The 22,156-nt window shown below is 42.7% G+C and carries 20 protein-coding genes and 4 pseudogenes; 6 read left to right on the top strand and 18 right to left on the bottom strand.

Translation table 11 applies throughout. The features are described from left to right. Positions 1–10 precede the first annotated feature (10 nt). The 3 genes from NSQ39_RS09545 to NSQ39_RS09535 all read left to right on the top strand — a co-directional run bounded on the left by NSQ39_RS09545 (position 11) and on the right by NSQ39_RS09535 (position 1,263). Positions 11–271, top strand: a complete 261-nt coding sequence (locus tag NSQ39_RS09545; protein WP_046131400.1) for a YnfE family protein — start codon at positions 11–13, stop codon at positions 269–271. Between the two features lie 25 nt (positions 272–296). After that, complete coding sequence (locus NSQ39_RS09540; RefSeq protein ID WP_046131401.1) at positions 297–803, top strand: GNAT family N-acetyltransferase; 507 nt, start codon at positions 297–299, stop codon at positions 801–803. Positions 804–1,011: 208 nt separating this feature from the next. Further along, on the top strand, positions 1,012–1,263 hold the full coding sequence (locus NSQ39_RS09535; protein ID WP_046131402.1) for a hypothetical protein: 252 nt from the start codon (positions 1,012–1,014) through the stop codon (positions 1,261–1,263). A 381-nt stretch (positions 1,264–1,644) separates the two neighbouring features. Here the strand turns inward: NSQ39_RS09535 and NSQ39_RS09530 are convergent. From NSQ39_RS09530 to azlC, 11 genes and pseudogenes are all read right to left on the bottom strand, one after another. After that, positions 1,645–4,028 (bottom strand): annotated as a pseudogene (locus NSQ39_RS09530) (phosphoenolpyruvate synthase). A 345-nt stretch (positions 4,029–4,373) separates the two neighbouring features. Then, on the bottom strand, positions 4,374–4,814 hold the full coding sequence (gene arsC / locus NSQ39_RS09525; protein WP_272901819.1) for an arsenate reductase (thioredoxin): 441 nt from the start codon (positions 4,812–4,814) through the stop codon (positions 4,374–4,376). An 8-nt stretch (positions 4,815–4,822) separates the two neighbouring features. Continuing rightward, positions 4,823–5,884, bottom strand: coding sequence for an ACR3 family arsenite efflux transporter (gene arsB / locus NSQ39_RS09520; protein ID WP_046131404.1), 1,062 nt, complete (start codon positions 5,882–5,884; stop codon positions 4,823–4,825). Positions 5,885–5,911: 27 nt separating this feature from the next. Next, positions 5,912–6,259, bottom strand: coding sequence for an ArsR/SmtB family transcription factor (locus NSQ39_RS09515; protein WP_175075147.1), 348 nt, complete (start codon positions 6,257–6,259; stop codon positions 5,912–5,914). 197 nt (positions 6,260–6,456) lie between these two features. Then, positions 6,457–6,804, bottom strand: a pseudogene (locus NSQ39_RS23090) (hypothetical protein); the annotation flags it as partial. Beyond that, positions 6,789–6,914: a beta-ketoacyl synthase N-terminal-like domain-containing protein gene (locus NSQ39_RS23085; RefSeq protein WP_082094117.1), complete on the bottom strand. Its 126-nt coding sequence runs from the start codon at positions 6,912–6,914 to the stop codon at positions 6,789–6,791. The gene NSQ39_RS23085 and the pseudogene NSQ39_RS23090, both read right to left, overlap by 16 nt. Before the next feature lie 151 nt (positions 6,915–7,065). Further along, positions 7,066–7,698, bottom strand: a complete 633-nt coding sequence (locus NSQ39_RS09510; RefSeq protein WP_175075146.1) for a type 1 glutamine amidotransferase family protein — start codon at positions 7,696–7,698, stop codon at positions 7,066–7,068. Between the two features lie 75 nt (positions 7,699–7,773). Beyond that, positions 7,774–8,736, bottom strand: coding sequence for a helix-turn-helix transcriptional regulator (locus NSQ39_RS09505; RefSeq protein ID WP_175075145.1), 963 nt, complete (start codon positions 8,734–8,736; stop codon positions 7,774–7,776). 533 nt (positions 8,737–9,269) lie between these two features. After that, the gene (locus NSQ39_RS09500; RefSeq protein ID WP_175075144.1) at positions 9,270–9,725 is read right to left on the bottom strand and encodes a PaaI family thioesterase; all 456 of its coding nucleotides are present in this window, start codon (positions 9,723–9,725) and stop codon (positions 9,270–9,272) included. A gap of 30 nt (positions 9,726–9,755) precedes the next feature. Continuing rightward, positions 9,756–10,088, bottom strand: coding sequence for a branched-chain amino acid transporter permease (locus tag NSQ39_RS09495; protein ID WP_046131409.1), 333 nt, complete (start codon positions 10,086–10,088; stop codon positions 9,756–9,758). Further along, positions 10,085–10,793 (bottom strand): annotated as a pseudogene (gene azlC, locus NSQ39_RS09490) (azaleucine resistance protein AzlC). The gene NSQ39_RS09495 and the pseudogene azlC overlap by 4 nt, the downstream one beginning before the upstream one ends. Before the next feature lie 191 nt (positions 10,794–10,984). Between azlC and NSQ39_RS09485 the strand changes: the two are divergent. Both NSQ39_RS09485 and NSQ39_RS09480 read left to right on the top strand, forming a co-directional pair. Continuing rightward, positions 10,985–12,373, top strand: coding sequence for an aminotransferase-like domain-containing protein (locus tag NSQ39_RS09485; protein WP_175075143.1), 1,389 nt, complete (start codon positions 10,985–10,987; stop codon positions 12,371–12,373). Between the two features lie 273 nt (positions 12,374–12,646). Next, on the top strand, positions 12,647–13,459 hold the full coding sequence (locus NSQ39_RS09480; RefSeq protein WP_175075142.1) for a DUF2262 domain-containing protein: 813 nt from the start codon (positions 12,647–12,649) through the stop codon (positions 13,457–13,459). A 152-nt stretch (positions 13,460–13,611) separates the two neighbouring features. Here the strand turns inward: NSQ39_RS09480 and NSQ39_RS09475 are convergent, their stop codons facing one another. The 6 genes and pseudogenes from NSQ39_RS09475 to NSQ39_RS09450 form a co-directional block, all read right to left on the bottom strand. After that, positions 13,612–14,019 (bottom strand): hypothetical protein, encoded by a 408-nt coding sequence (locus tag NSQ39_RS09475; protein WP_175075141.1) that lies wholly within the window; start codon positions 14,017–14,019, stop codon positions 13,612–13,614. Between the two features lie 142 nt (positions 14,020–14,161). After that, a pseudogene (locus tag NSQ39_RS09470) lies at positions 14,162–15,212 on the bottom strand (enoyl-CoA hydratase/isomerase family protein); the annotation flags it as partial. A 15-nt stretch (positions 15,213–15,227) separates the two neighbouring features. Next, a complete protein-coding gene (locus tag NSQ39_RS09465; RefSeq protein ID WP_175075139.1) occupies positions 15,228–16,013 on the bottom strand; it encodes an enoyl-CoA hydratase-related protein in 786 nt (261 codons plus the stop codon). Between the two features lie 69 nt (positions 16,014–16,082). Beyond that, positions 16,083–17,537: a CoA-acylating methylmalonate-semialdehyde dehydrogenase gene (locus tag NSQ39_RS09460; RefSeq protein WP_175075138.1), complete on the bottom strand. Its 1,455-nt coding sequence runs from the start codon at positions 17,535–17,537 to the stop codon at positions 16,083–16,085. An 18-nt stretch (positions 17,538–17,555) separates the two neighbouring features. Next, positions 17,556–18,443 (bottom strand): NAD(P)-dependent oxidoreductase, encoded by an 888-nt coding sequence (locus NSQ39_RS09455; RefSeq protein ID WP_175075137.1) that lies wholly within the window; start codon positions 18,441–18,443, stop codon positions 17,556–17,558. A 15-nt stretch (positions 18,444–18,458) separates the two neighbouring features. Continuing rightward, a complete protein-coding gene (locus NSQ39_RS09450) occupies positions 18,459–20,174 on the bottom strand; it encodes an acyl-CoA dehydrogenase family protein (RefSeq protein WP_175075136.1) in 1,716 nt (571 codons plus the stop codon). Positions 20,175–21,195: 1,021 nt separating this feature from the next. Here NSQ39_RS09450 and NSQ39_RS09445 point away from each other — a divergent pair. After that, a complete protein-coding gene (locus NSQ39_RS09445; RefSeq protein ID WP_175075198.1) occupies positions 21,196–21,591 on the top strand; it encodes a MerR family transcriptional regulator in 396 nt (131 codons plus the stop codon). On the opposite strand, the gene NSQ39_RS09440 is transcribed toward NSQ39_RS09445, so the two are convergent. Continuing rightward, a complete protein-coding gene (locus NSQ39_RS09440) occupies positions 21,588–21,866 on the bottom strand; it encodes an HPr family phosphocarrier protein (RefSeq protein WP_373687979.1) in 279 nt (92 codons plus the stop codon). The two genes, NSQ39_RS09445 and NSQ39_RS09440, sit on opposite strands and share 4 nt — an antisense overlap. Between the last annotated feature and the right edge of the window lie 290 nt (positions 21,867–22,156).

Here is a 22,156-nt window from a genome sequence, read left to right as displayed (position 1 = left end):
GACCAGGAAAATGAATGAAACGTTAAAACAGTACATGCTGCTGGTCAAAGAAAACAGCAGCTTGATCAACGGACCGGATTATCCGGGTAAGGAAAAAGACGTTCGAAAACAAAAGGAACAAATCGACGCTTACGCGAAAAAGCTGCAGCAAGGCTTTTCTACAGATGACGACTACGACGAATTCGCCGATGCGGTGATCAAGTGCACATACGGGGATATTTCATTAGAAGAATTGGAAACGGTTTATAATGAACTGATTTCTCCGTCATAAGCAACTTCTAAGGAGAGGAAAACCGATGAAAGACATCGTTTTAACGACTGAGAGGCTCACATTGCGAAACATGACAAAAAAAGACGTTTGCAATTTGCTGGAGATTTTTTCTGATCCAATCGCAATGGAATACTATCCGTCGACAAAAGATGAAAAGCAAACGATCGAATGGATCGCTAAGATGCTAAACAATTACGCAAAACACGGCACAGGGCTTTGGATCGTCGAGCATAAAGAAACGGGCGAATTTTTGGGACAATGCGGCATCGTTCCGCAGGAAGTCGAAGGCGTCCGCGAAATGGAACTCGGCTATTCGTTTGCAAGGCGCGTCTGGGGAAACGGCTACGCAACTGAAGCCGCCGCAGCATGTAAACGGTACGGATTTAAAAACATGAACGTTCAAAAACTCGTGTCTTTAATCGACGTTAACAATCTGGCTTCCAGAAAAGTTGCCGAACGGATCGGCATGACGCCGGAAAAACATATACGTAAATGGGGGAAAGAAATTGTTGTGTATGCGGCGGGAAAATAAAATATCAAATTGGCTTTTCACCGATTGCAAGATGAAGAACTCATAAACAGATCGTTTATTAATTAAATGTAAAAATATGTTTAATTTTTGAATTTTTTCTCAATCCTACACAATATGACAAATTTTTCATCCTCGCAGTGGTAATATCAAGGTGTCTATTAAATGGACAAGCATTTAATAGGTAAAAAACGAAAAGGGGATGTGTGTTATGTTTAAAAGCAAATTCAAAAAAGCAGTGGGAGCTTTGGCAGTTGCCGGGGCTTTGTTAGTATCCGGATTACCTGCAAGTGCAGCACCGGATTTAACTCCGATTCGGGACAAATATCCAGATGCATATCAATTCCAGTGGAACGGCAACGGCACTGTAACTGTTTTCTTTAGAGACAGTAACGGCAAATCTTATTCTAGAACATATACATGTGTAACAGTTATTGATGGAACTTGCTACGTATATAAGTAATTAAATCGTAATTCATTCTAAATTTTGAAATTCCGTCTCAATTTTCTAGTATACTTAATATTTCGAGACGGAATTTCTCTTACAAGTTTAACTTCCGAGAATATATATTATGTAAACTAGAATGAGATTTGAAAAGAGAGGTCAAATTGATCTTACTGTTCTGTTTTGTTGACAATTGCGCCGTTTTCTCATGTGTTACCCATCTTACTAATCGTTTTGGTGTTCTCGTTTTCTTCTCCAGCCGCTGTAATACCAGTGCAGCTGACACCACGCGCAAACATGCGGATAAAAATGTAAGAACTCTCCGAATCCGGAGAGTTCTTTTTATGAGTGATATTTGTTGATTTTGTTAATAAGGCTTTTATGTGCAATAGACAGCCATTATAATATTTCGATATAGCCTTCGGTTCCATGCACGCGAATTCGTTGTCCATCTTTTATCAGTTTGGTAGCATTCTCTACTCCGACAACGGCTGGCAAGCCGTATTCACGTGCGATAACTGCTCCATGGGTCATCAGGCCGCCGACTTCGGTGACCAGGCCTTTGATGGATACAAACAATGGTGTCCAGCTGGGATCCGTAAAGGCGGTGACCAAAATATCCCCATCTTCCAGGTCAGCATCTTCCATGTTTAAGATGACACGCGCTCGTCCCTCTATCACTCCGGAAGAAACAGGAAGACCTGCAATAGCTTCGTCCGGGAGATTCTCTCGTTTGTACTCACCTGCAATGATTTCGCCATCAGACGTGATAACGCGCGGTGGAGTTAGTTTTTCGTATAATTTGTACTCGTCTTTACGTTTGCTGATGATCTGGTAATCTACTGTATTTGTGCGTACGGCTTCGTGAAGTTCTTCAAAAGTGAGATAGTATATATCTTCTTTTTCGAGAATAACGTCCGCTTGTTCGAGTTTTTCGGCTTCTTTCAGTAAAGCCTGCTTATAAACGAAGTAGCGATGAATCATGCCGTATTTTGGATATTCCCGATAGCCTATGAAATTCCTGATGAGGCCGATCATTCGTTTAGTTTCTTTGGCTTTTTGCTCACCATCCGGCAATTGCTTCAATCGCTCTACTATTTCTTGTTCTTTTTGCAAAGCCGCACGCCGCCCTTGTTCAAATTTCCGATGGCTTTCATTAGGTTCAAAGTTTTTGATGTTACCCAGAATCAGCGGGACAAGTGTAATTGGTTTTTCGCTCCATATTGAGAAAGCGCATCTGCTGCGTTTTTTTCACCTAACCACTCGTTCATTTTTTCGTTGATCCATGATGAAGCATTCATGGCTGTCATAATTACACCAAAGCTTTGTGGATCAGATAAACTCTTCTTTAATTGCTGGATATCTTCCAGAATAAAATCAAACAGATCCGTTCCTGATTTTGTTTGGATTTTTTGTTTTAACTCTTCTATCGATGTTTGACTGCGTTTAATCAAATCAGAAACGATTGTCGGATCGTAGTCTTTTAATGTTTGATAATCCGCAGGCGGCATACTTTTTGTGTTTTTACCGGGGCCCATTTCTTTTTCATCATTTGGTAACTTTTTTATAAAATCTCCTCGCTCTAGCACGGTCACGAGTGCGTCTTTTATGAGCGGATCGGATTGTCCAAGTTTTAATATAGTTTCTCTGCTGGCAGGTGAAGCCAGCAGAGGTGCAACATCAACAAACAACCTTCCGCCAGCTATGCGCATGTTTGCTGAAGTCGTTAATAGCCAAAAAGACAATCCCAATGGTTTCATGGGGGCTGTCATCATTTGTTGGTGACCAACAGATACATAAACGTGATTTTCCTGATCATCCGCTTCAGGGATCGGGTATAAAGTTGTGATCGGCCGGCTCTGGACAATATAAAATGTATCATCGGCCAAACACCATTCGATATCTTGCGGCTGGCCGAAATAAGATTCGATTTGTCTTCCGATGCGTGCCAGTTGTAAAATTTGCCGGTCAGTAAGTGTTTGCGTCTTTTGCTGATCGGGATCGATCTGCTTTGTCTCCGTTCCGCCTTCTTTTCGTCCATAGACCGCCAATTTTTTGGTTGCGATCCTCTTCTCGACGATTTCCCCTTTCTGTACTTTATAACAATCGGCAGATACCAAGCCGGAGACCAGCGCTTCTCCAAGTCCAAAACCGGCATCGATGGATAGCAGCTTTCGGTTGGAAGTAACGGGATCAGCGGTAAATAAAATCCCTGAAGCCTGCGGGAAAATCATCTTTTGGATGATAACGGATATATAAACTTGACTGTGGTCAAATCCATTTTGCATACGGTAGATGACCGCGCGGTCCGTAAATAGGGATGCCCAACATTTGCTGATGTGCTGCAAAATTGCTTTTTTGCCGATGACATTTAAATAGGTGTCTTGTTGACCGGCAAAAGAGGCATGCGGCAAATCTTCAGCAGTCGCACTAGAACGCACGGCATAAGCATGTTCATCGCCAAACTGGGAGAGATAGTGAACAACTGTTTTCACAACATCGGAAGGAATTTCTACTTCCATAATGGTTTTTCGAATCTTCCTGCTGATTTCACCAATTTGATCCCGATCTTCCACTTTTAGCTTGGTCAGTTGATCCAACAACGTTTGGAACGTTTCATTTTGTTTGATTGCTTTTTGATATCCTGCTGTTGTGACACAAAATCCTTCTGGCACTTGTATTCCTTGAATTTTTGATAATTCCCCTAAATGTAACCCCTTTCCCCCAACGAGCAAAAGCTGTGTTTTTTCCATTTCGTGAAAACCGAGAACCAAAGAACTCATTCTCCATCTCTCCTTCGAAAAAAAATTTGACAAGAGCTTTCCGGCATGGTACAATTAAAATGTAAGATAGGATACTTATGCTATTTTACGGAAAACAAACGTAATCTTATTATATCATCGTGTCTGTTTTCGTGCAATATAAAAAGAACCTGGTAAAAACGTCCAGGTTCTTTTTTAATTTCGCGCTATCATTAGTCACAGCAAAACCTGGTTCGAGCCGACAAGCGGAAAAAAGACTGCTTCAATATTACTTTCGAAATGGACAGAATGTTGATGTGATGGCAATGGAAAAGTTGTTGTAAAACCAAATGAAAGGCCCTTCAAAACAGAAGGGCCTTCATTTTTTTATTTTCCCGCGATCGCAAACCGCTTGATTCTTTCTTCAATTTGATCCCGAACCCGCTGGAATACAGCCCATTTCTCTTTTTCAGTTCCTGCTGCTTTGGCTGGATCATCGAATCCCCAATGATCACGTTTGACGTGCGGGGGCGTCATTGGGCATTTATCGTTGGCATCGCCACATAATGTAACGACAAAATCAGCCTTGTTTAAAATTTGAGGATCAATCATATCTGAAGTTTGGTTTGAAATATCTATTCCTGCTTCCTTCATTGCTTTTACGGCATTCGGATTTAAACCATGGGCTTCAATTCCAGCCGAATATACATTGTATTCATCGCCTAAATATTTTTTGCCAAACCCTTCTGCCATTTGACTTCGACAAGAATTCCCTGTACACAAGAAAAGTAAATCGTCTTTTTTTCTTTGCTCATTTTTTTCATCCAACCTTTCGCTCATTGTGCTTTGACATTTGAACCATAGTATTTCTTGCGCAGCCAAAGAGCAACGTTCACCAATCCGATCATAACCGGCACTTCAACTAAAGGGCCGATAACCGCTGCAAACGCAGCACCCGAGTGAATGCCGAATACACCGACAGCCACCGCAATTGCTAATTCAAAGTTATTACTGCCTGCTGTAAAGGCTAATGTTGCGGCAACCCCATAGTTTGACCCGAATTTCTTTCCTAAGTAGAACGAAACAAAAAACATCACGACAAAGTAAATGAGTAACGGAATCGCAACCCGGACTACATCTAGCGGCAAGCTTATCACCATATCTCCCTTTAATGAGAACATTACGACAATGGTAAACAGCAAAGCGATAAGCGTAACCGGGCTGATTTTCGGAATGAATACTTTTTCATACCATTGTCTGCCCTTTGCTTTAACAAGTATTAAGCGTGTTAACATTCCAGCAATAAACGGAATACCTAAGTAAATAAATACAGATTTTGCGACTTCGCCCATTGTAATATCAACGATTGCGCCTTCAATACCAAGCCGTTCTGGAATGACAGTTACAAAGATATAAGCATAAACTGAAAAAAACAGTACCTGGAAAACAGAGTTAAAAGCAACCAACCCTGCCGCGTATTGAGCGTCGCCTTTTGCTAGATCATTCCACACAATAACCATGGCAATACAACGGGCTAAACCAATCATAATGAGTCCAACCATATACTCTGGTTTATCAGGCAAAAATACAATGGCTAATAAGAACATGAGAATCGGGCCGATAATCCAGTTTTGTACAAGCGATAACAAAAGGATTTTGATATCTGTAAAAACTCTTCCCATCTCTTCATAGCGCACTTTGGCAAGAGGAGGATACATCATCAAAATTAAGCCGATCGCAAGTGGTATAGATGTTGTTCCTATTTGCCAACGGTTTAGTCCGTCTGCGAAGCTGGGAAAAACAAACCCTGTGCCTATTCCGATCGCCATGGCAAGGAAAATCCAAAGTGTTAAATAGCGGTCAAGAAAAGACAATCGCTTTTTTTCTGTATGACTCATTTTCTCAAGCCCCCTTCTCCACTGTTATTAGCAGTCACAACGAGCTGTAACCTTGCTTGCATTTATTTTTTTGATTTGTTCTGTTTGGTCTGGTAAATGTTTTAACAGCTCATCAATTAATTCGAAAAATTCGCTTTTCGGATTTAAAGAATAGTAAACCCACTGCCCTCTTTTCTCTTCATTCAATAATCCTGCATTCCTGAGTTTGCGAAGATGTTGGCTAATGGACGGCTGACTCATGGTAAACACTTCGAGAAATTCACAAACACAACATTCACGCTGTTTTAGAATAGCCGCCATCGTTAAGCGTGTTTTATCCCCGAGCAATTTTAATACTTCTGCCGCCTTATCCGTCTCTACAATTGTTCTATTCACTTGATGCTCCTCCAGTTTGGATATTGTTATATAATTATATACTTATATATTGAGCGGAAGCAATTGATGTTATGTAAAGTCATAGGCGATCAACTGCTTCTTTAACAAAAAAGCTTATCGACGAAGCCGTTTATCTGGACTTTATCGACAAGCTTTTTTTCTTCGGCAAACGTTGATCAAAAAATTACTAGTAAACCTTATCCTCTATCAAATTTTTTGTCTCTCTCAGAGGTTGCCAATGACAGTTGTTCATGAAATGCAAGTTCATCTTGGTGTCGCTCTTTAATGCTTTTCACAATAGACCAAATCGTATTTACGTTCTCCTCAATATATTGAGGATCAAAGATCGTAACATGGTCTCCCTTTAATTCATATTCCAGATAATTGTGAGCGGTAGAGCGCGTCCACCCTCTTTCGGTCATATCGCCGCATAACAAGTGATGAATGTTGGCGTTGATGGCACCGGAATTGATCAGTTGATTATGGTATGCCAGGTAGCCTCTAATTTTATCTTTTATCGAAGGAATGGTTAATATTTCTCTATGCCGGCGATCGCCATTTCGCAATCACCTGTAAGCAAAGATTTACACGCCATATGAACAGCAACGAGGGATGAAGAGCAAGCCGTATCAATGGTGATCGCCGGTCCTTTCATAAAAACAACATGGCCCCAAAACCTAAAAAAAGGATTTTTTATTTTGTGAAATTTCTGGATAATTTAGGTGGAAATCAAAAAAGACTGCCGAGAACATCGGCAGCCTGCTTTGACATCGTCTAAAGCTTGGTCATTATGTTGATTTTTTAGCTCATCCATTTATTGAATTCATTAGCTGAAAAAAGTATTCAGGTTGATGAGTTTTATTCAGGTTATACCATGAATCTAATGTATCTGGTGCAAACACATCTAATATTTTCAGTACTTCTTTCGCAAATTCCAGAGGAGCTACTCCTGATGCTGTAACCAAATTCTCGTCAGATACTGCAGGCCCCATCTCATAAAATTTTTCTCCTTTATAATGAGGACAGACCATTTTAATATATTCTAAGCTATTGCTGGTATGTTTTCTGGAATCTAGGTATCCAATATTCGCGAGGCCCTCAGTTGCACCGCAAATTGCAGCAACAATAGTGCCAAGCTTTAAAGCTTCGCCGATTTTTTTCAAGATAGGTTGATGAATACCTTCTCCCCAAGTATTCCCTCCAGGCAAAATGAAAAGATCTTTACTCTCAAGAGTACACTCATCAAGGGAAATATCTGGCGTTATGTTCAGTCCTCCCATCGTAGTAATCATTTCTTTATTAGCTCCTACTGTAACTACTTTTAAAGGGGCTAAACTTTTTTTGAAATATCTTCCTGATTTCAGTTCAGCAATTAAATATCCATATTCCCAGTCTGACATTGTATGAAATACATAAAGGTACACTTTTTTTGTTTGCATCCAATCACTCTCCGATCACAATTGATATAGCCCATCATAATATAACTTCCCTGACAGTTAACGTCAGGGAAGTTATCATGCTTGATGAAATTTTATTAATTCCGACAGAACTTCGATAAGTCTTTTCTTAAGACTTATTGGCTCAATAACTCGAATTGATTTACCGTACGGTAAAAGTAAATGAGGTACATATGTATGTATCATATTTTTTTCAAGAAGAAATACAGCTTGGTTTGAAGACCTTTCTTGCAAATAATGTCCTAAAAACCAATGTTGGCAAATATCATCCAACGCTCTTGTATTCCCGTTAATAACCAAAGGGATAATCCCTTCCTTATCTTCTATTGTCGGAAGGAGGTTTTTCATAAAAAAGTCACGTGCTGAAAATTTCTCTGGCCGGTTAAACTTATTTTCGGTTAGCTTTAGACTTTCAATTCGATCTACTCTAAAACTGCGGATATCCTTTCTAAGATGACAAAATCCAATCACATACCACTTATGATTCCAATAAATCATTCTGTACGGATCAACCAATCTATTACTTGATTGCTCTTCGCCACTTTTATGGTATAGAATTTTTACAGAGTATCCGCCAGCTACGGCCAGCTCCAACTCCTTTAAGAAAGGTTCCATCGAGAAGGAACTTAATCGACTTATTACTTCAAGACTGATTAAATGTTGGTTTATCTTTGTTTTCTGCTCTTGATTTGAATATTTACTCAGCTTTGAAACAGCCCTATTTAGTGCTTCTCCTCCATAATATCCGGCTTCTTCTGCAAAAACAGCAGCGTGAAATAGTGAGATTTGCTCCTCAACATCAAAAAAAAGAGGAGCTTTAATAAAATTATGCAATAAAGTGTACCCGCCGTTATGTCCCGGGTCTGAAATGATAGGTACACCACTTGTTGAAAGTGTATCAATATAACGATATACAGTCCTTATATTTATTTCTAACTTTTCTGAAATTTGTTTTGCAGTAATTTTTTCACCTGAACTAAGCATCCATAGGATTGCTAGCATATTGTCCATTTTAGGCATATAAATTTACCTCTTGTTTAAATGTTTAATTCCAGATTTAAACGAACTTCCTCAATTTTTAGAATGCAATTCTTCTTTCACCTGAAGCTTCAGGAACGAGTGAAACTTGGTACATCAACAAGAATATCTTCCTGTCATGCTTGTTACGGACTCCACAATATCTGCAGTTGTGTCACTAAAAGCATTGAGAGCCAGTTCATTCTAATGCTTTTTTTTATTCTTCCTTAGTTAATTTGATCTCCTGTATTGACGAATACTTCAAAGCATGCCATCAGTAAGACAAGTCGCTCCCCCCTTACCCGTTGATCCCATTAAAAAAGCAGGGTCATTTACTTGATATAAAGGAACGACTTCGACGCTAAAAAGACTATTATAGAATTGAAAGTTTTAATATTTAGGAGGTTTTATGATCTTGGTTTAAGCCCTCTATCTTGCAAGTTATATATAGAATCGACGATGTCATGGTTCTTGAGTTGAGGGATTTGGGCGGCTCCGGGTACTAAGAAACCTGCATTGACTATCCCTAAGACAAGTTAATCAGTTTCATCAAGTTCAATAAAATAATGATTCTTGCGATAAGACACTGCCTCCATGGTTGCGATCAGATTTTCGCCGTGTAAGATGTCGATTCGATAAAAACCTGTGCGGAAGTTTCGCTTGATTTCTGTCGCGCGGGCAACGATCTTGTCCCCTGGTTTAGCTGATTCAATAAACTGGATGGTTGTCGAGAGTCCTAATGATGTTTTTCCGTATGCATTGCACGCTGCCGAAAAAGCATGATCTGCTAATGCGTATAGCACTGCCCCGTGAACAGTCCCATATGCATTTACCATATGGCTTCTTACTTCAAGCATTGCTTCCGCAAAGCCTGCTTCAAATGTTGTCAGCTGAATTCCCAGCGATTGTGCATACGGATCGTTCTTTACATGTTTATAAATTTGTTGATAGTGTTTTTCGTAAATGTTGACCTCGTCAATTTTCTTCTTCATTGCCGGCTCCTCCTTCGAATAAAAGCGGAATTAAAAAACCCATTGCACTAACATCATGTAGATGATCGTTCCCCCTGCTATGGAAAGGAGCATATTTTTCTTCCAAAAGTGAAGCAGCGCAACTGCCGCTACTGCAATAAATTCAGGGATGCCGCGGCTGCCGGAAAGTAAACTCACATCCTTAAAACAATAAATGACCAAAAGCCCGATGACCGCCGATGGCAGCGCTTTGCCGAGATATTGTATATACTTCGGCGTCGGTTTGCCCGATGGGAAAATCATAAATGGAAGAAACCTTGTCAGCATTGTGCCTAGCACAACCATAGCAATCGTGATCATTTGCTGCGTTACACTCATTGTCATGCGGCAACCTCAACTTTCTCCAATGGTTTTCTAAAAGCGGTAAGCACTCCCAGAATCGCAAGCATGGCAGGAATCATGAAGTTGTTTCCGCCAAAAATCATAAGGCTTGCTGCCGAAAGTCCAAGTCCTGCGAGGGCACTAAAGTGCCGTTTCTCTTTCATCCACTGTTCAATAAAAATCACAACAAAAAGAGCGGTCATCACAAAATCGAGCCCTTCTGTGTTGCTTGACGAGAGATCCGAAAATGCCGCCGATCGCCGCTCCTATGACCCAATAAGAATGATTAAGCAGTGTCACGAAGAACATAAACCAGCCCTTGTCTACATTCTTCGGAATATGGGCGGTACAATTGATAGAAAAAGACTCGTCGCACATCCCGTAAATCAGATAAAACTTTTTCTTACCGGTTCCCCTATACTTATCCAGCATAGAAATGCCATAAAACAAATGGCGTGCGTTCACCATTAAAGTTAAGAAAAGAGCGTTCAGCGGGTTGAACGCCCCAAGCAAAAAATTGGCTGCGACAAATTCCATTGAGCCTGCAAAAATGGCAAAGCTCATGATGATTGGATAAATGGCGCTGAACCCTAATGAATTCATATAGATTCCGTAGGCAATCCCCAAAAATACAAAGCCCGCCAAAATCGGAAGCGTATGTGGAAAAGCCGCGCGGCAAGCAATCCATATTTGATTTCTTTTTTTCATATGATCCACATCCTTAGCTGAAACTTTATTCCATACAAATTTAACACACAAAATCCATACAATGAACAAAAGAATTGTATGGATTACAATTCTTTTGTTCAAAATCAATCTTTGAAATGGGAGCTGATCAATTATAAAATTCCATACAATAAATGATATGATTGTATGGAATACGATCTAAGAGGTGCAATATGCCGGTAAATTCATTTGATCATTATCCAATGTCTTGGAAACCTGATAAAAAAGCGTTAAAGCGTCCTTATTATTATTCGATTGCGGAGCTGCTTGAACAGGATATTGTAAACGGCTTCTTGGCGCCCGGGACAAAGCTGCCACCACAGCGGGAATTGGCGGATTTTCTCGACTTAAACTTTACCACGGTTACCCGTGCCTACAAATTGTGCGGGTTCAAGGGTTTGATTTATGCAATCACCGGAAGCGGAACCTTTGTATCTCCCAATGCAGCCCGTTCTATTACCATCTCCGCGGATAACATCACAAATCTTATTGATCTTGGATTTGTAGCCTCTTTTGAACAAACCAACGGAATCGTATCGGAGCTTATGCAAAAGGTTGCGGAGAAAAGCTATTTGGATAAGCTTTTAAATTACAATGATCCGACAGGAATTCCGCATCAAAAAACGGCAGGGTTAAATTGGATGGAGTCTTTCGGTATTCAGGCAGACCAAGAGCATATGGCGATTGTTTCCGGGGCTCAAAATGCGCTGGCCATTGCATTGACGGCACTGTTTGAGCCTGGTAATCGGATTGCAACCGATTTATACACCTATTCAAACTTTATTGAGTTGGCAAAAATGCTCCATGTACAGTTGGTCCCCATTCCCGGAGACCAGTTTGGGATGCTGCCGGATGAACTTGAAAAACAGTGCTGCCAAACAAAAATACACGGGGTTTTTCTGATGCCTTCTTGCTGTAATCCCACAACAATCATGATTTCAGATTTTCGAAAACATGAATTAGCGGCGGTTATCCGCAAGCATCATTTGATTTTGATCGAGGATGATATCCATGCATTTCTGACGGCAGGTATTATCTCCGATTATCAGCAGCCGATGTTCAATTTGCTTCCGGACCAGAGCGTATATATTTGCAGCACTTCCAAGTCCATATGCTCCGGATTAAGAGTCGCCTATATGGTGTATGGGGATGCCTTCCGCCAGAATATTTTACAGAGCATTTTCAACGTCAATGTCAAAACGTCCTCGTTAGATGCGGAGGTCGTCACGGAGCTGATTCTATCAGGCAAGGCTCATGAAATTGTGTCGCAAAAGAAACGGCTTGTACAGTCTGCAAATGAGATTTACGCAGAGTATTTTTCTCCGAATAAGCCTGGTGAACATCCCCTTAGTTTTTACCGCTGGCTTTCTATTGAAAAGAATGCTGATTCATCTCAGTTGGAAGAGGATTTGAAAATGCGCGGCATTCGGGTTTTTCATTCTGACCGTTTTCTCAGCGGGCAGACTTCACGCGAAAAGTATTTGCGCATTGGGCTTTCTTCTACAAACTCATTAGATGAGTTGAAAATGGGGCTGGACATACTGAAACAGTATCTCGGCTGATACGAGAAATAAACTCAGAAAGCGGCGAAATTAGATGATCCAATACTAGAACATCAAGAGGTATAGACAAAAAGTGACCGGACACGGCCAAATTGAGATTTTGGTTGTGTTTTTTATGTTGCCGGAGAAAGAGAAATGAGGAAATTGATTCTTTTTCCCAGCTGTTTTTGGTATAATTGGATTGGTTCTTCCAGTCCGAATATAAGCAAAGAAATGCAGATCCACGATACACAATATTTACAGATATACATAGTGAATCAGGAGGAAGACAGTATGGGGATATCGAGTCAAAAGAAACGGTTTGAAAGGCGATTTAAGAACGAAGTGGTTGAGGTGGCCGCAGTCACCGGTCCATCCGGTATTGGAGCATTGAGAGCGAACGACGATGTAATGTGGAATGCCTCCATGCCGTTGATTGCTTGGAAAGAGCTCAGCGGCAGCAAGTCTGCTGTTCAGGAAGAGCTGCAGTTAAAATGGCTTGCCGATGATGACGAATGGAACAAAACGAAAGATATATTGGAAGCGAATGCCGTTGTCAGACTGTATGTTCGTATGGGAGATCAGGCCATGATGCTGGTAAAGGTTTTAGATTCGGCCTATCAGGACGACGAATTACAAAGTATTTTGAAGGAATCGCTGAAGCCGGTATATTACGAAGACGAGAAATTGGGCACCTTTGAGCTGTTCAAGCCGGTCAATGTGTTTGAGAAGGACATCACCTGGGCCGGACAAAATGGAAAGCTCTCCTTTGATTGGGATGAAGACGATCGGCAGATGAAGGCTTCGCTGGAAACCGCACATATTCTATTTCAAGACCAGGCGCATTGGAATGCCAAAATCCGGGCTTACGCTGCCGAAGAATTGGTCGAACTGGCCAATGAATGGCTGCAAGATAACGACGAAGCGGAGTTTGAGGAAATCACCAAGAAGATGTTCATGGAGCTCATGGAATTGAGCAGTATCAGCGTGTATCCTGATGGAGATTTTGAAGTATTCTTTGATGACGGCGATATGTTTTGGGGTCACTCGATCATCGTCAGCGGCAACCGAAACGGTACGTTTGAATCAGCGGAAATTGCCGGATAAAGCTGGGCGGCGCATTCCGTTTGTTTCAGGTTTTCAATACTGAAGCCTGCCCCCTCTTCTTCTCCTGTCCCGTTTTCGATGCAGAAAACCGAAAAAACCTTGAAAGGCCCGGCCGTTCAAGGTTTTTACCCTACTCTAAAAAACTGCAGCCATTATTTTATTTGCACCAATAAAAATGTGTATTTGGTGCCCTCCGGCTTGTTTTTCCAATAAATCGTTACCTCAGCATCCCCTTTTTTGAGGCCTTTATAGTCCACCGATTTCAAGCCTGGATTAGCATATGCATGAAGAATAAAGGGATCATCAACCGAAACCGTTAAATCGTCTTCCGAAAATTCAATTTGAGGACCGCCGTTGATACTGCCGCAATAAAAATGCGCACGCCCGGAACCGCCAATGCCAACTGTTTCGTCGTACACGGTGAAGATGTGGGTTGAGCATTCGTTTGGCTTAATAGTGCCGCTTGATGCAGCATTTGCAGATGCTGCATTAAAGGACAGGACCGCCGCGAAGGCAATAGCTAGTGACAAGAAATACTTGCTTAGTTTTCCGATGCTCATGTTGTCAACCTCCAACCAAATATTGTTAGTATACATATTCTCTGCATAGAAAAATATACCAAAAACATCTCGGATATGTGAGGGATCTTTTTTCGCAAAAAAGAGCTGACGTCTTAAGGCCAGCTCCCAAATTATAATTGGGCAGATTCAGGAGGTTTAAAGAACTTACCTACCGCCTCATCGCTTACATCTGAAACGTTCCTGTACTCATAGTTCGGCGATTGATCGCGATCGATCAGGACGGACCGCACGCCTTCATAAAAATCACTGTGTCTCAAAAAGTTCTTTGCAAGCAGCAGATCCGTGGCAAAGCATTCTTCCAGCGTTTTTTGTTTGCCGCCCGCCAGTTGCTTTAATGCGATCTTCAATGAAAATGGGGACTTGGAAAGAAGCAGTTTCTTTATATTCGCGCCAAAGTCGCTTTCCTCGCTGTCGAGCGACTGAAGGATCTCTTCCAACGTATCGAACCTAAAATGATGGTCAATCGTTTTTTGATGAGAAGAGAGCCCGCTCTTTTGAGAAGGCTCCGTTCGAAATTCTCCGATCATCTCATCAAGCTTTTCCTCAACTTTTACAAGGTTCCAGTTCGTATGTTCCACTTTTTTAATCAATTGCTCTAAAGCGCCGCTTTCCATGTAAATGTCTGCACCATTCATATACAGCACATCAGCGGCATGGATGACAGACGCCGTTAATGCGAGGTAGCGCCCAATGTGACCGGGTGCTTTGTTAAAAAAATAGGCTGCGCCGACATCCGGAAAGAAACCGATATTCATTTCCGGCATCGCCCATTTCGTTCTTTCCGTCACAATCCGGTGGCTGGCTCCATACGTCAGGCCTACCCCTCCACCCATGACGATGCCGTCTAAACAGGCGATGATCGGCTTCGGAAATCGATAGACGGCCATATCGGTCTCATATTCTTTTTCAAAAAAACGCTCAGCAGCCTGCATTGCTTGTTTGGACGAACGAGCCTGGTAGAGCGCTTTAATATCACCGCCGGCACAAAGCCCTTTTGGACCTGCGCCTTTGATGATCACGACAGAAACGTTATGATCTGTCTTCCATTCTGTTAACTTTTCGCCAATCACGCGAACCATGTCATAAGTGAGTGAGTTGAGCGCTTTCGGACGGTTCAAAACAATAGTTGCGACGCCATTTTGATTGACGGAACACAAAACGTCATCAGACATCTTGATCCCCTCCTTTTATGAATGATGAAAATCTGGTTTTCGTTTCTCGACGAATGCGTGAATGCCTTCTTTGGCATCTGACGTCAGAAACAGTTCGGCAAATCTTTTTCGTTCCCTTTCCAGCCCTTGTTCCATGCTCTCATTGCTGCCTTGTATGATACATTCGACTGCACGCATGACACTTGTCATGCTTTTTCCTTCTACAAACGACATTGCGACAGCAGTTGCCGTCTTCATGAGTTCCTCTTCCTTCTCGGCAAGCTGCGCGATCTTTAGCTCTACCGCTTCATGAGCTGAAAGCGGCCGGCTTGTAAGGATGAGGTCAAGTGCTGCGGCTGTACCCGCTATCTTGCGGAGCCGCTGTGTACCCCCAAACGCAGGAATCAGCCCGAGCTTTAATTCCGGCAGACCGACTGTCGCCTGATCTGATATGATTCTGAAGTGGCAGCTCATCGCCAGTTCAAAACCTCCGCCAAGAGCCGGTCCGTTTATCGCGGCGATGACGGGTTTTTTTAGAGCTTCGATTTCATTGCAGAGCGCCTGGCCTCCTTCGGCCAGCGCCAATCCTTGCCTTTCATCTCCTAATTTTGAAACGAATTCTTTTATGTCTGCCCCTGCCGCAAAGAATCGGCCCTCCCCTGTGATGATAATCGCTCTTGTGTCATCATCTGCGGCGAGTTCTCTAAAAAGTGACCTGAGCTCGGCGATACAGGAAGAAGATAGGGTATTTACCGGCGGATTGTTCAATGTGACAGTCGTGATAAAATGTTCTTTTTCAAGCGCTACGTATTTGCAGTTCAAGATTTATCCCTCCAGTATAAAAAAGACCCCTCTAAAGGGCATTATTGAGCTGTTAGAGGGGGTTAAAGGCTAGAACCATCGTTCGGTAACGACTTTTTTACGTGTGTAAAATTGGACGCCGTCTTTTCCGTTTGTTCCAAGATCGCCGTAGAAAGAGGCCTTGTTCCCCGCGAAGGAGAAGAACGCCATTGGAGCCGGTACATTGACATTCACGCCGATCATGCCGGCATCAATTTTATCTCGGAATTGTTGAACGCTTTTGCCGTTCGACGTGTAAATCACGGCGCCGTTGGCAAATTTCGATTGATTGGCGAGTTCGATCCCTTCATCAAGGTCTTTCACCCGCACGACGCTCAAGACAGGCGCGAAGATTTCGTCCTGCCATATTTTCATGTCCGGTGTCACGCGATCAAAAATAGTCGCTCCTACAAAATATCCTTCTTTAACATCCGGATCGCGTCCGTCAACGGCTAAAACGGCTCCTTCCTTTACGCCGCTGTCAATATAATCAAGGACGCGGTTTTTGTGGACTTCTCGGATCAGCGGGCCGACAAAGTGATCCTCAGATCTGCCGTCTCCCGTTTTCAGTTTTCTTGTTTCAGAAACGAGCAATTCCATGAATTCGTCGGCGATTTCATCAACGACTGCCGCCACTGAGCATGCCATGCAGCGTTCCCCGCTGCTTCCGAACGCCGCGCCGATGATGCCTTGAACCGATTTTTCAAGGTGGCAATCCGCCAGGACAATCGCATGATTTTTAGCACCGGCAAGTGCCTGAACACGTTTTCCGTTAGCTGTACCCTTTTGGTACACATACCTTGCTACCGGCTCCGAACCAACGAAGGAAATGGCTTTGATATCTTCGTTCTCCAATAAACCGTTTACGACTTCTTTCCCCCCCTGGACGAGGTTCAGGACACCTTTCGGAAAACCTGATTCATAGAACAGCTCTACAAGTTTCTCCGCAAGAATAGGCGTCCGTTCCGAGGCTTTCAGGACAAACGTGTTTCCGCAAGCGATAGCCAGCGGAAACATCCACAGGGGAACCATCATGGGAAAGTTAAATGGCGTAATGCCGGCAACGACTCCTAAAGGATAGCGCCAGATGGATCCGTCGATGCCGTCTGCAATCGCGGGCAAGGATTCCCCCATCATTAAAGTAGGCGTGGCGGTCGCGAGTTCAACGACTTCGATCCCCCGCTGCACTTCCCCGCGGGCATCCTTTAACGTTTTGCCGTTTTCCATCGTAATGATGTCGGCCAATTGTTCCTTATGCTCTTGAAGAAGCTGCAAATATTTGTATAAACGTCTTGTTCTGTTGGGGACAGGCACCAATGACCAGGTCTGATAAGCATGCTGGGCAGCCTGTACGGCGCGGTCTACATCTGCTCTTGCAGACAGAGGCACATAGGCGATTATATTTCCGTCTGCAGGATTGATCACCTCTTCGACTTCGGCACCTGCAGAATCCACCCACTCTCCGTTAATGTTGTTCTTCATTTTTTTAACATTCGTTGTAAGCATCTGTTTTCACACCTCTCTTTACAATAAAGCAGTTGTCTGCTCGCTTATTTTTTTGTATAAGACAGACATATCCTTTTCGCCATACCCGTTCTTTTCGGCTTCTTCATACAGGTCAAAGAGAATTTTGCTCACCGGCAGTTCCACCTTGTTCTTTTTTGCTAAATCCAATGCAAAGCCGAGATCTTTCAGCAGGAGCTTTAAAGAAAAGCCGGGTTCATAGCGATGATCCGCTATGAAGCTTTTATAATTGCGTTCATAGATACGGCTCTGCCCATAACTGACGTTCAGCATCTCAAACAATTGATCAAGATCTAAATTGCTGTTTTTGGCAAGATGCAGAGCCTCGCTGACTCCTGCTGTATAAAATCCGATTAAGAGGTTGTTGATCAACTTCGTCTTCGTACCGCTGTCGACATTCTCGTTCACATGAAAAATATTCTCGCCCATTGCTTTAAAAACAGGCAGTGCTTTATCGAAAGCGGATTTCGAACCTCCTGCCATAAAGGTGAGCGTCCGGTTTACCGCCCCTATTACGCCGCCGCTGACAGGGGCCGCCAGAAAATCGACGCCTTTATTCTTCGCCGCCTCTTCAATGCGGATATTCAGTTCAGGAGCGACCGTACTCGTATCAACCAGCAGGATGCCGGGTTCAGCAAGATTGACGAGTCCTTTTTCCCCAAGAAAAACCTCTTCTACTGCGGTTGATGAAGGAAGGCTTGTAAGGATGACATCACTTAATTCAACCATCTTATCAAGCGGAATGCCGATCGTTCCCCCTGCTTGATGAAAAGACATCTCAGCGTCTTTGTTGAGATCCATTCCATACACAGTAAAGTTTGACAGAAGCAAATTTTTTGACATGGGAAGACCCATGTTGCCCAAACCGATAAACCCGATTTTTTTCACAACGCTTCACTCCGTTCACACCATATATTTTTCATGAGCGGCTATTCTTTTTGCAATTTCGCGTTTTTGAGCAAACAGGTTGCTGTAAAGAGGGACAGGAAGGCTGCGAATCTCTTCCAATACGAGCTTTCTTTCGGCTTCATTTGATTCTATCCCTGCTAAGACGGACACCGCCATCTCTTCAATTCTCCTAAACCCGTCTTCACAAATGACATTGGTCATCAACTCTTTTAACTGTTCTTTTTCCCTCCCGCTCTTTTGCACCGCTTTTTCCGCACGTATGACTGCGGATTCCATCACATAGATTTCTTTTTTCATGTCGGCGATGAGCCGGGAGTATTCCTGTTCCTGCTGAATGTCAATGGTAGAGTGTGTTAGTGCGTTCAAAGATTTGTTGAGGAGACGATTGGAAAGGTCGATGAATTGCCGGTTGCGGTTTTCTTGCTTGCTTAATTGAGTTTCAAACCTAGTGCCGATGCTTTGCTGCGCTTGTTTCATCAAAAGCTTGGCGATCGTCAGGCGGTTTATTTCGTTTGTGCCTTCGAATATTCGGCTTATCCTTGCATCCCGGTACAATCGTTCGACTTCATACTCCTGCATGTACCCGTAGCCGCCGTGAATCTGCACCGCTTCGTCTACGATCCGGCCGAGTATTTCAGAACAGTTTACTTTATTGATCGCACATTCAGATGCATAGTTTGCCAGTTCTTTCAATCTTTCGTCCAGCGGAACAGCAGGCTCAAACACATTGTCCAGGCTTTCCGCCGTCCTGTAGGCGGCGCTTTCCGCTCCGTAAATAGATATCGCCATATCCGCAACCTTTTCTTGAATCATTGAAAAGCTGATGATCGGCCTATTAAACTGTTTACGCTGTTTGGCGTAGTTCACGGAAAGGTTCAATGCTTGCTTCGATGTTCCAATGTTGGAAAACGCCAGCTTTAATCGCGCCATGTTCAAAATGTTCAATGCTACGTGATGCCCTTTTCCGACAGTTCCCAGAACATTCTTTGCCGGTATGCTGACTTCTTCCAAGATTAAAGTTGCTGTCGAAGAACCTTTTATCCCCATCTTTTTCTCTTCAGGTCCAATCGAAACGCCTTTAAACGACCGCTCTACGATAAATGCGGTCATGCCTTCATTCGTTTTTGCAAAGACAACATATACATCAGCCACTTGCGCGTTCGTAATCCACTGTTTTTCGCCATTTAAAATCCAGGCCGTTCCCTCCTCGTTCAGGACGGCCGTCGTTTTTGCGTTTAAAGCGTCTGATCCTGCGTTGGGTTCTGTGAGCGCATACGCTCCGATCCATTCTCCCGATGCCAGTTTCGGAAGGTATTTTTGCTTTTGTTCTTCTGTTCCATAATAAATGTACGGCAATGTCCCGACACCTGCATGAATATTAAAGGAGACGCTGAACGATCCGCCGGCTCCCATCTTCTCGGCTACGAGCCCTGAAAGCTTCTTGTTGAGAGACAGGCCGCCATACTCTTCCGGAACTTCGATACCAAGCAAGCCGAGCTCTCCCGCTTTCTGAAACAACTTTTTTGCGTTTTCGTGATGATGCTTATCAATCGATTCAAGAAGAGGGATTACATCATTTCTGACAAATAATTCAGTCGTTTTTGCAATGAGCTGCTCCTCCTCATTGAAATCTTCTGGAGTAAATACATCAGCTGCCGATACATCATAAGAAATGAAGGGGTCATTCCATCGAAGTTCTGCTTTACCCATCGCTTTCCTCCTCGCTTCCGCTCATGAATAATGATTGAAGAAAAAAGAAAACGCTTACATTAATTTCTTGATGCGAATTATCGCCTTCTTTTCTTCCGGTGTGTTTTGATGAGTTCTATTCTTCGGCAATGATCGTTTTTGCAATTTCTGTGTCCGGATCTTCAAAGCCAAAATCATTTTGCATATCCTGACGACCATCTGAAAACCCAAATTCTTCAGGTTCGAGTGCCTCAAGGGAAGATCGTGTCTGCCCCGGTTCCAGATATGAAATTGCAGATTACGGTCTTAAGTATGTCCAGCCACGTTTGGATCGGGGATTAAATCCGCGGCACACGCAAGGTATTTGGCGCTGCCTGGAAAAAATCGAATACCTTTCGGAAAAAACGGATCCCAACAGCGGTTTGTAAGCCTTTTCGATATTGCTCTCTCATTCTTACCTGAATCTCCCGCTTGCTGCGCGTAATATAAAGACAGAGCACGTGATTTTCACCGCTTATGCTTTGGCATGCAGAAATCGGCAAAATTCTCAGGCTGCGCCGAATACGAAGTCCTCATCAAATCTTCCCTTCTACATGCTGCTGCAGACGTTCAAACAGCTGCAGGACATCACAGGACGCTCACCGATCTTTCCTTTTAAGCAGAAGCATACAATATAAACCTTACTCTGTATATATTGGGTTTAAAACCAATGATAGCGAATATTTGGGAATTTTACAAATGTTTTTTCGGTTATCATTTTCCTGTACACGAACATATACACCAGCATGACTGTGAACCGTCTCCTTCGAGGCAAAGGAAAGAAAATGTTGGCTTAAAAGCTTTGCCTGTTTACGAATATTGTCATTTTACATATTTCCTCCTGATCAAGATTCTTGGGTGATCTTCCGCACGATTTGCCTTCAAGTCTACTTTAAGGTCTATAATAATGTTGAAATCCAAAGCAAATAGCCGGTTGCTGCAATTTTGCCGGGGGCTTTTTATTTTTTTGAAAATGATGATAGTGAAAGATATGGAGGTTGCAATGGGATATTCTATTAAAGAAGTTTCTGAAAAGGTCGGTTTGCCTGCACATACGCTCCGGTATTACGAGCAAGAGGGTCTCCTTCCCTTTATTAAAAGAGATGCCAATGGAAACCGAATTTTTAATGAAAATGATTTGACATGGCTGGAGCTCGTGATCTGCCTTCGGAAGACCGACATTGCTCTTTCTGAATTACGCGAGATTGTCGAGTTGACAAAAAAAGGAGATTGGACAATCCCGAACCGCAAACAGATACTTGAAAAACATAAAGAGAAAATGATGGAGAAACAAAGAGATCTGGATCGGGCTTTTCAAAAAATTGATGTGAAAATAGAATACTACAATCAATTAGAAAAGCAGTACGAGTCAAAAAAGGAAACGGACAAAGCTGATTAAGATAAATTAATCAGCTTTTTTCTCGTCGAAAGAATTTTTTCCAAGATCTTTGCAGCATCTTGCTCATCGATACCATCGGTGATTAAGGTGATATCGTCCCCCTCTTGAACTGCCAAATTCATAATTTCCATGATATCCTTTCCATTCGCGGATCGCCCGTTTTTTGTTAAAACGATTTCACTTTTAAAAGTGAATGCCTTTCGTACAAATACAGCCGAATGTCTTGCTTGCAGTCCCCGCGGAAGCTGAACGATAAGCTTTTTTACGATCATCATGTTTCTCCTTATTTTTTAAAATTTCATTTTGTCCCCAGATTACTTGCTGATCGGCATTGTGGGAAAACCTCTCCTCCACACCAGATTTATATCGTTTAGATTAATCTTTAAAGCCGACTTTAAGGCAAGGGGTTTTTTGCCGTTTTACAAGGTGTATTGGAAAGCACGTTTTTTGTATTAAACATCGGCAGGTACGTCTGCCTCATTTGATTCTGGCCACTTTTCTGCAAAAAACGCAAAAAGATGGTTCAACCAGTTGAATCGGCTGATCCCATCTTTTGTCAAACATA

Origin of the sequence: Bacillus sp. FSL W8-0848 (assembly GCF_038007805.1) — a bacterium.
In the GTDB taxonomy this organism is placed as follows: domain Bacteria; phylum Bacillota; class Bacilli; order Bacillales; family Bacillaceae; genus Bacillus; species Bacillus glycinifermentans.
Note: the sequence above shows the minus strand (reverse complement) of the source record. Positions and strands in the feature narration are given on the sequence as shown.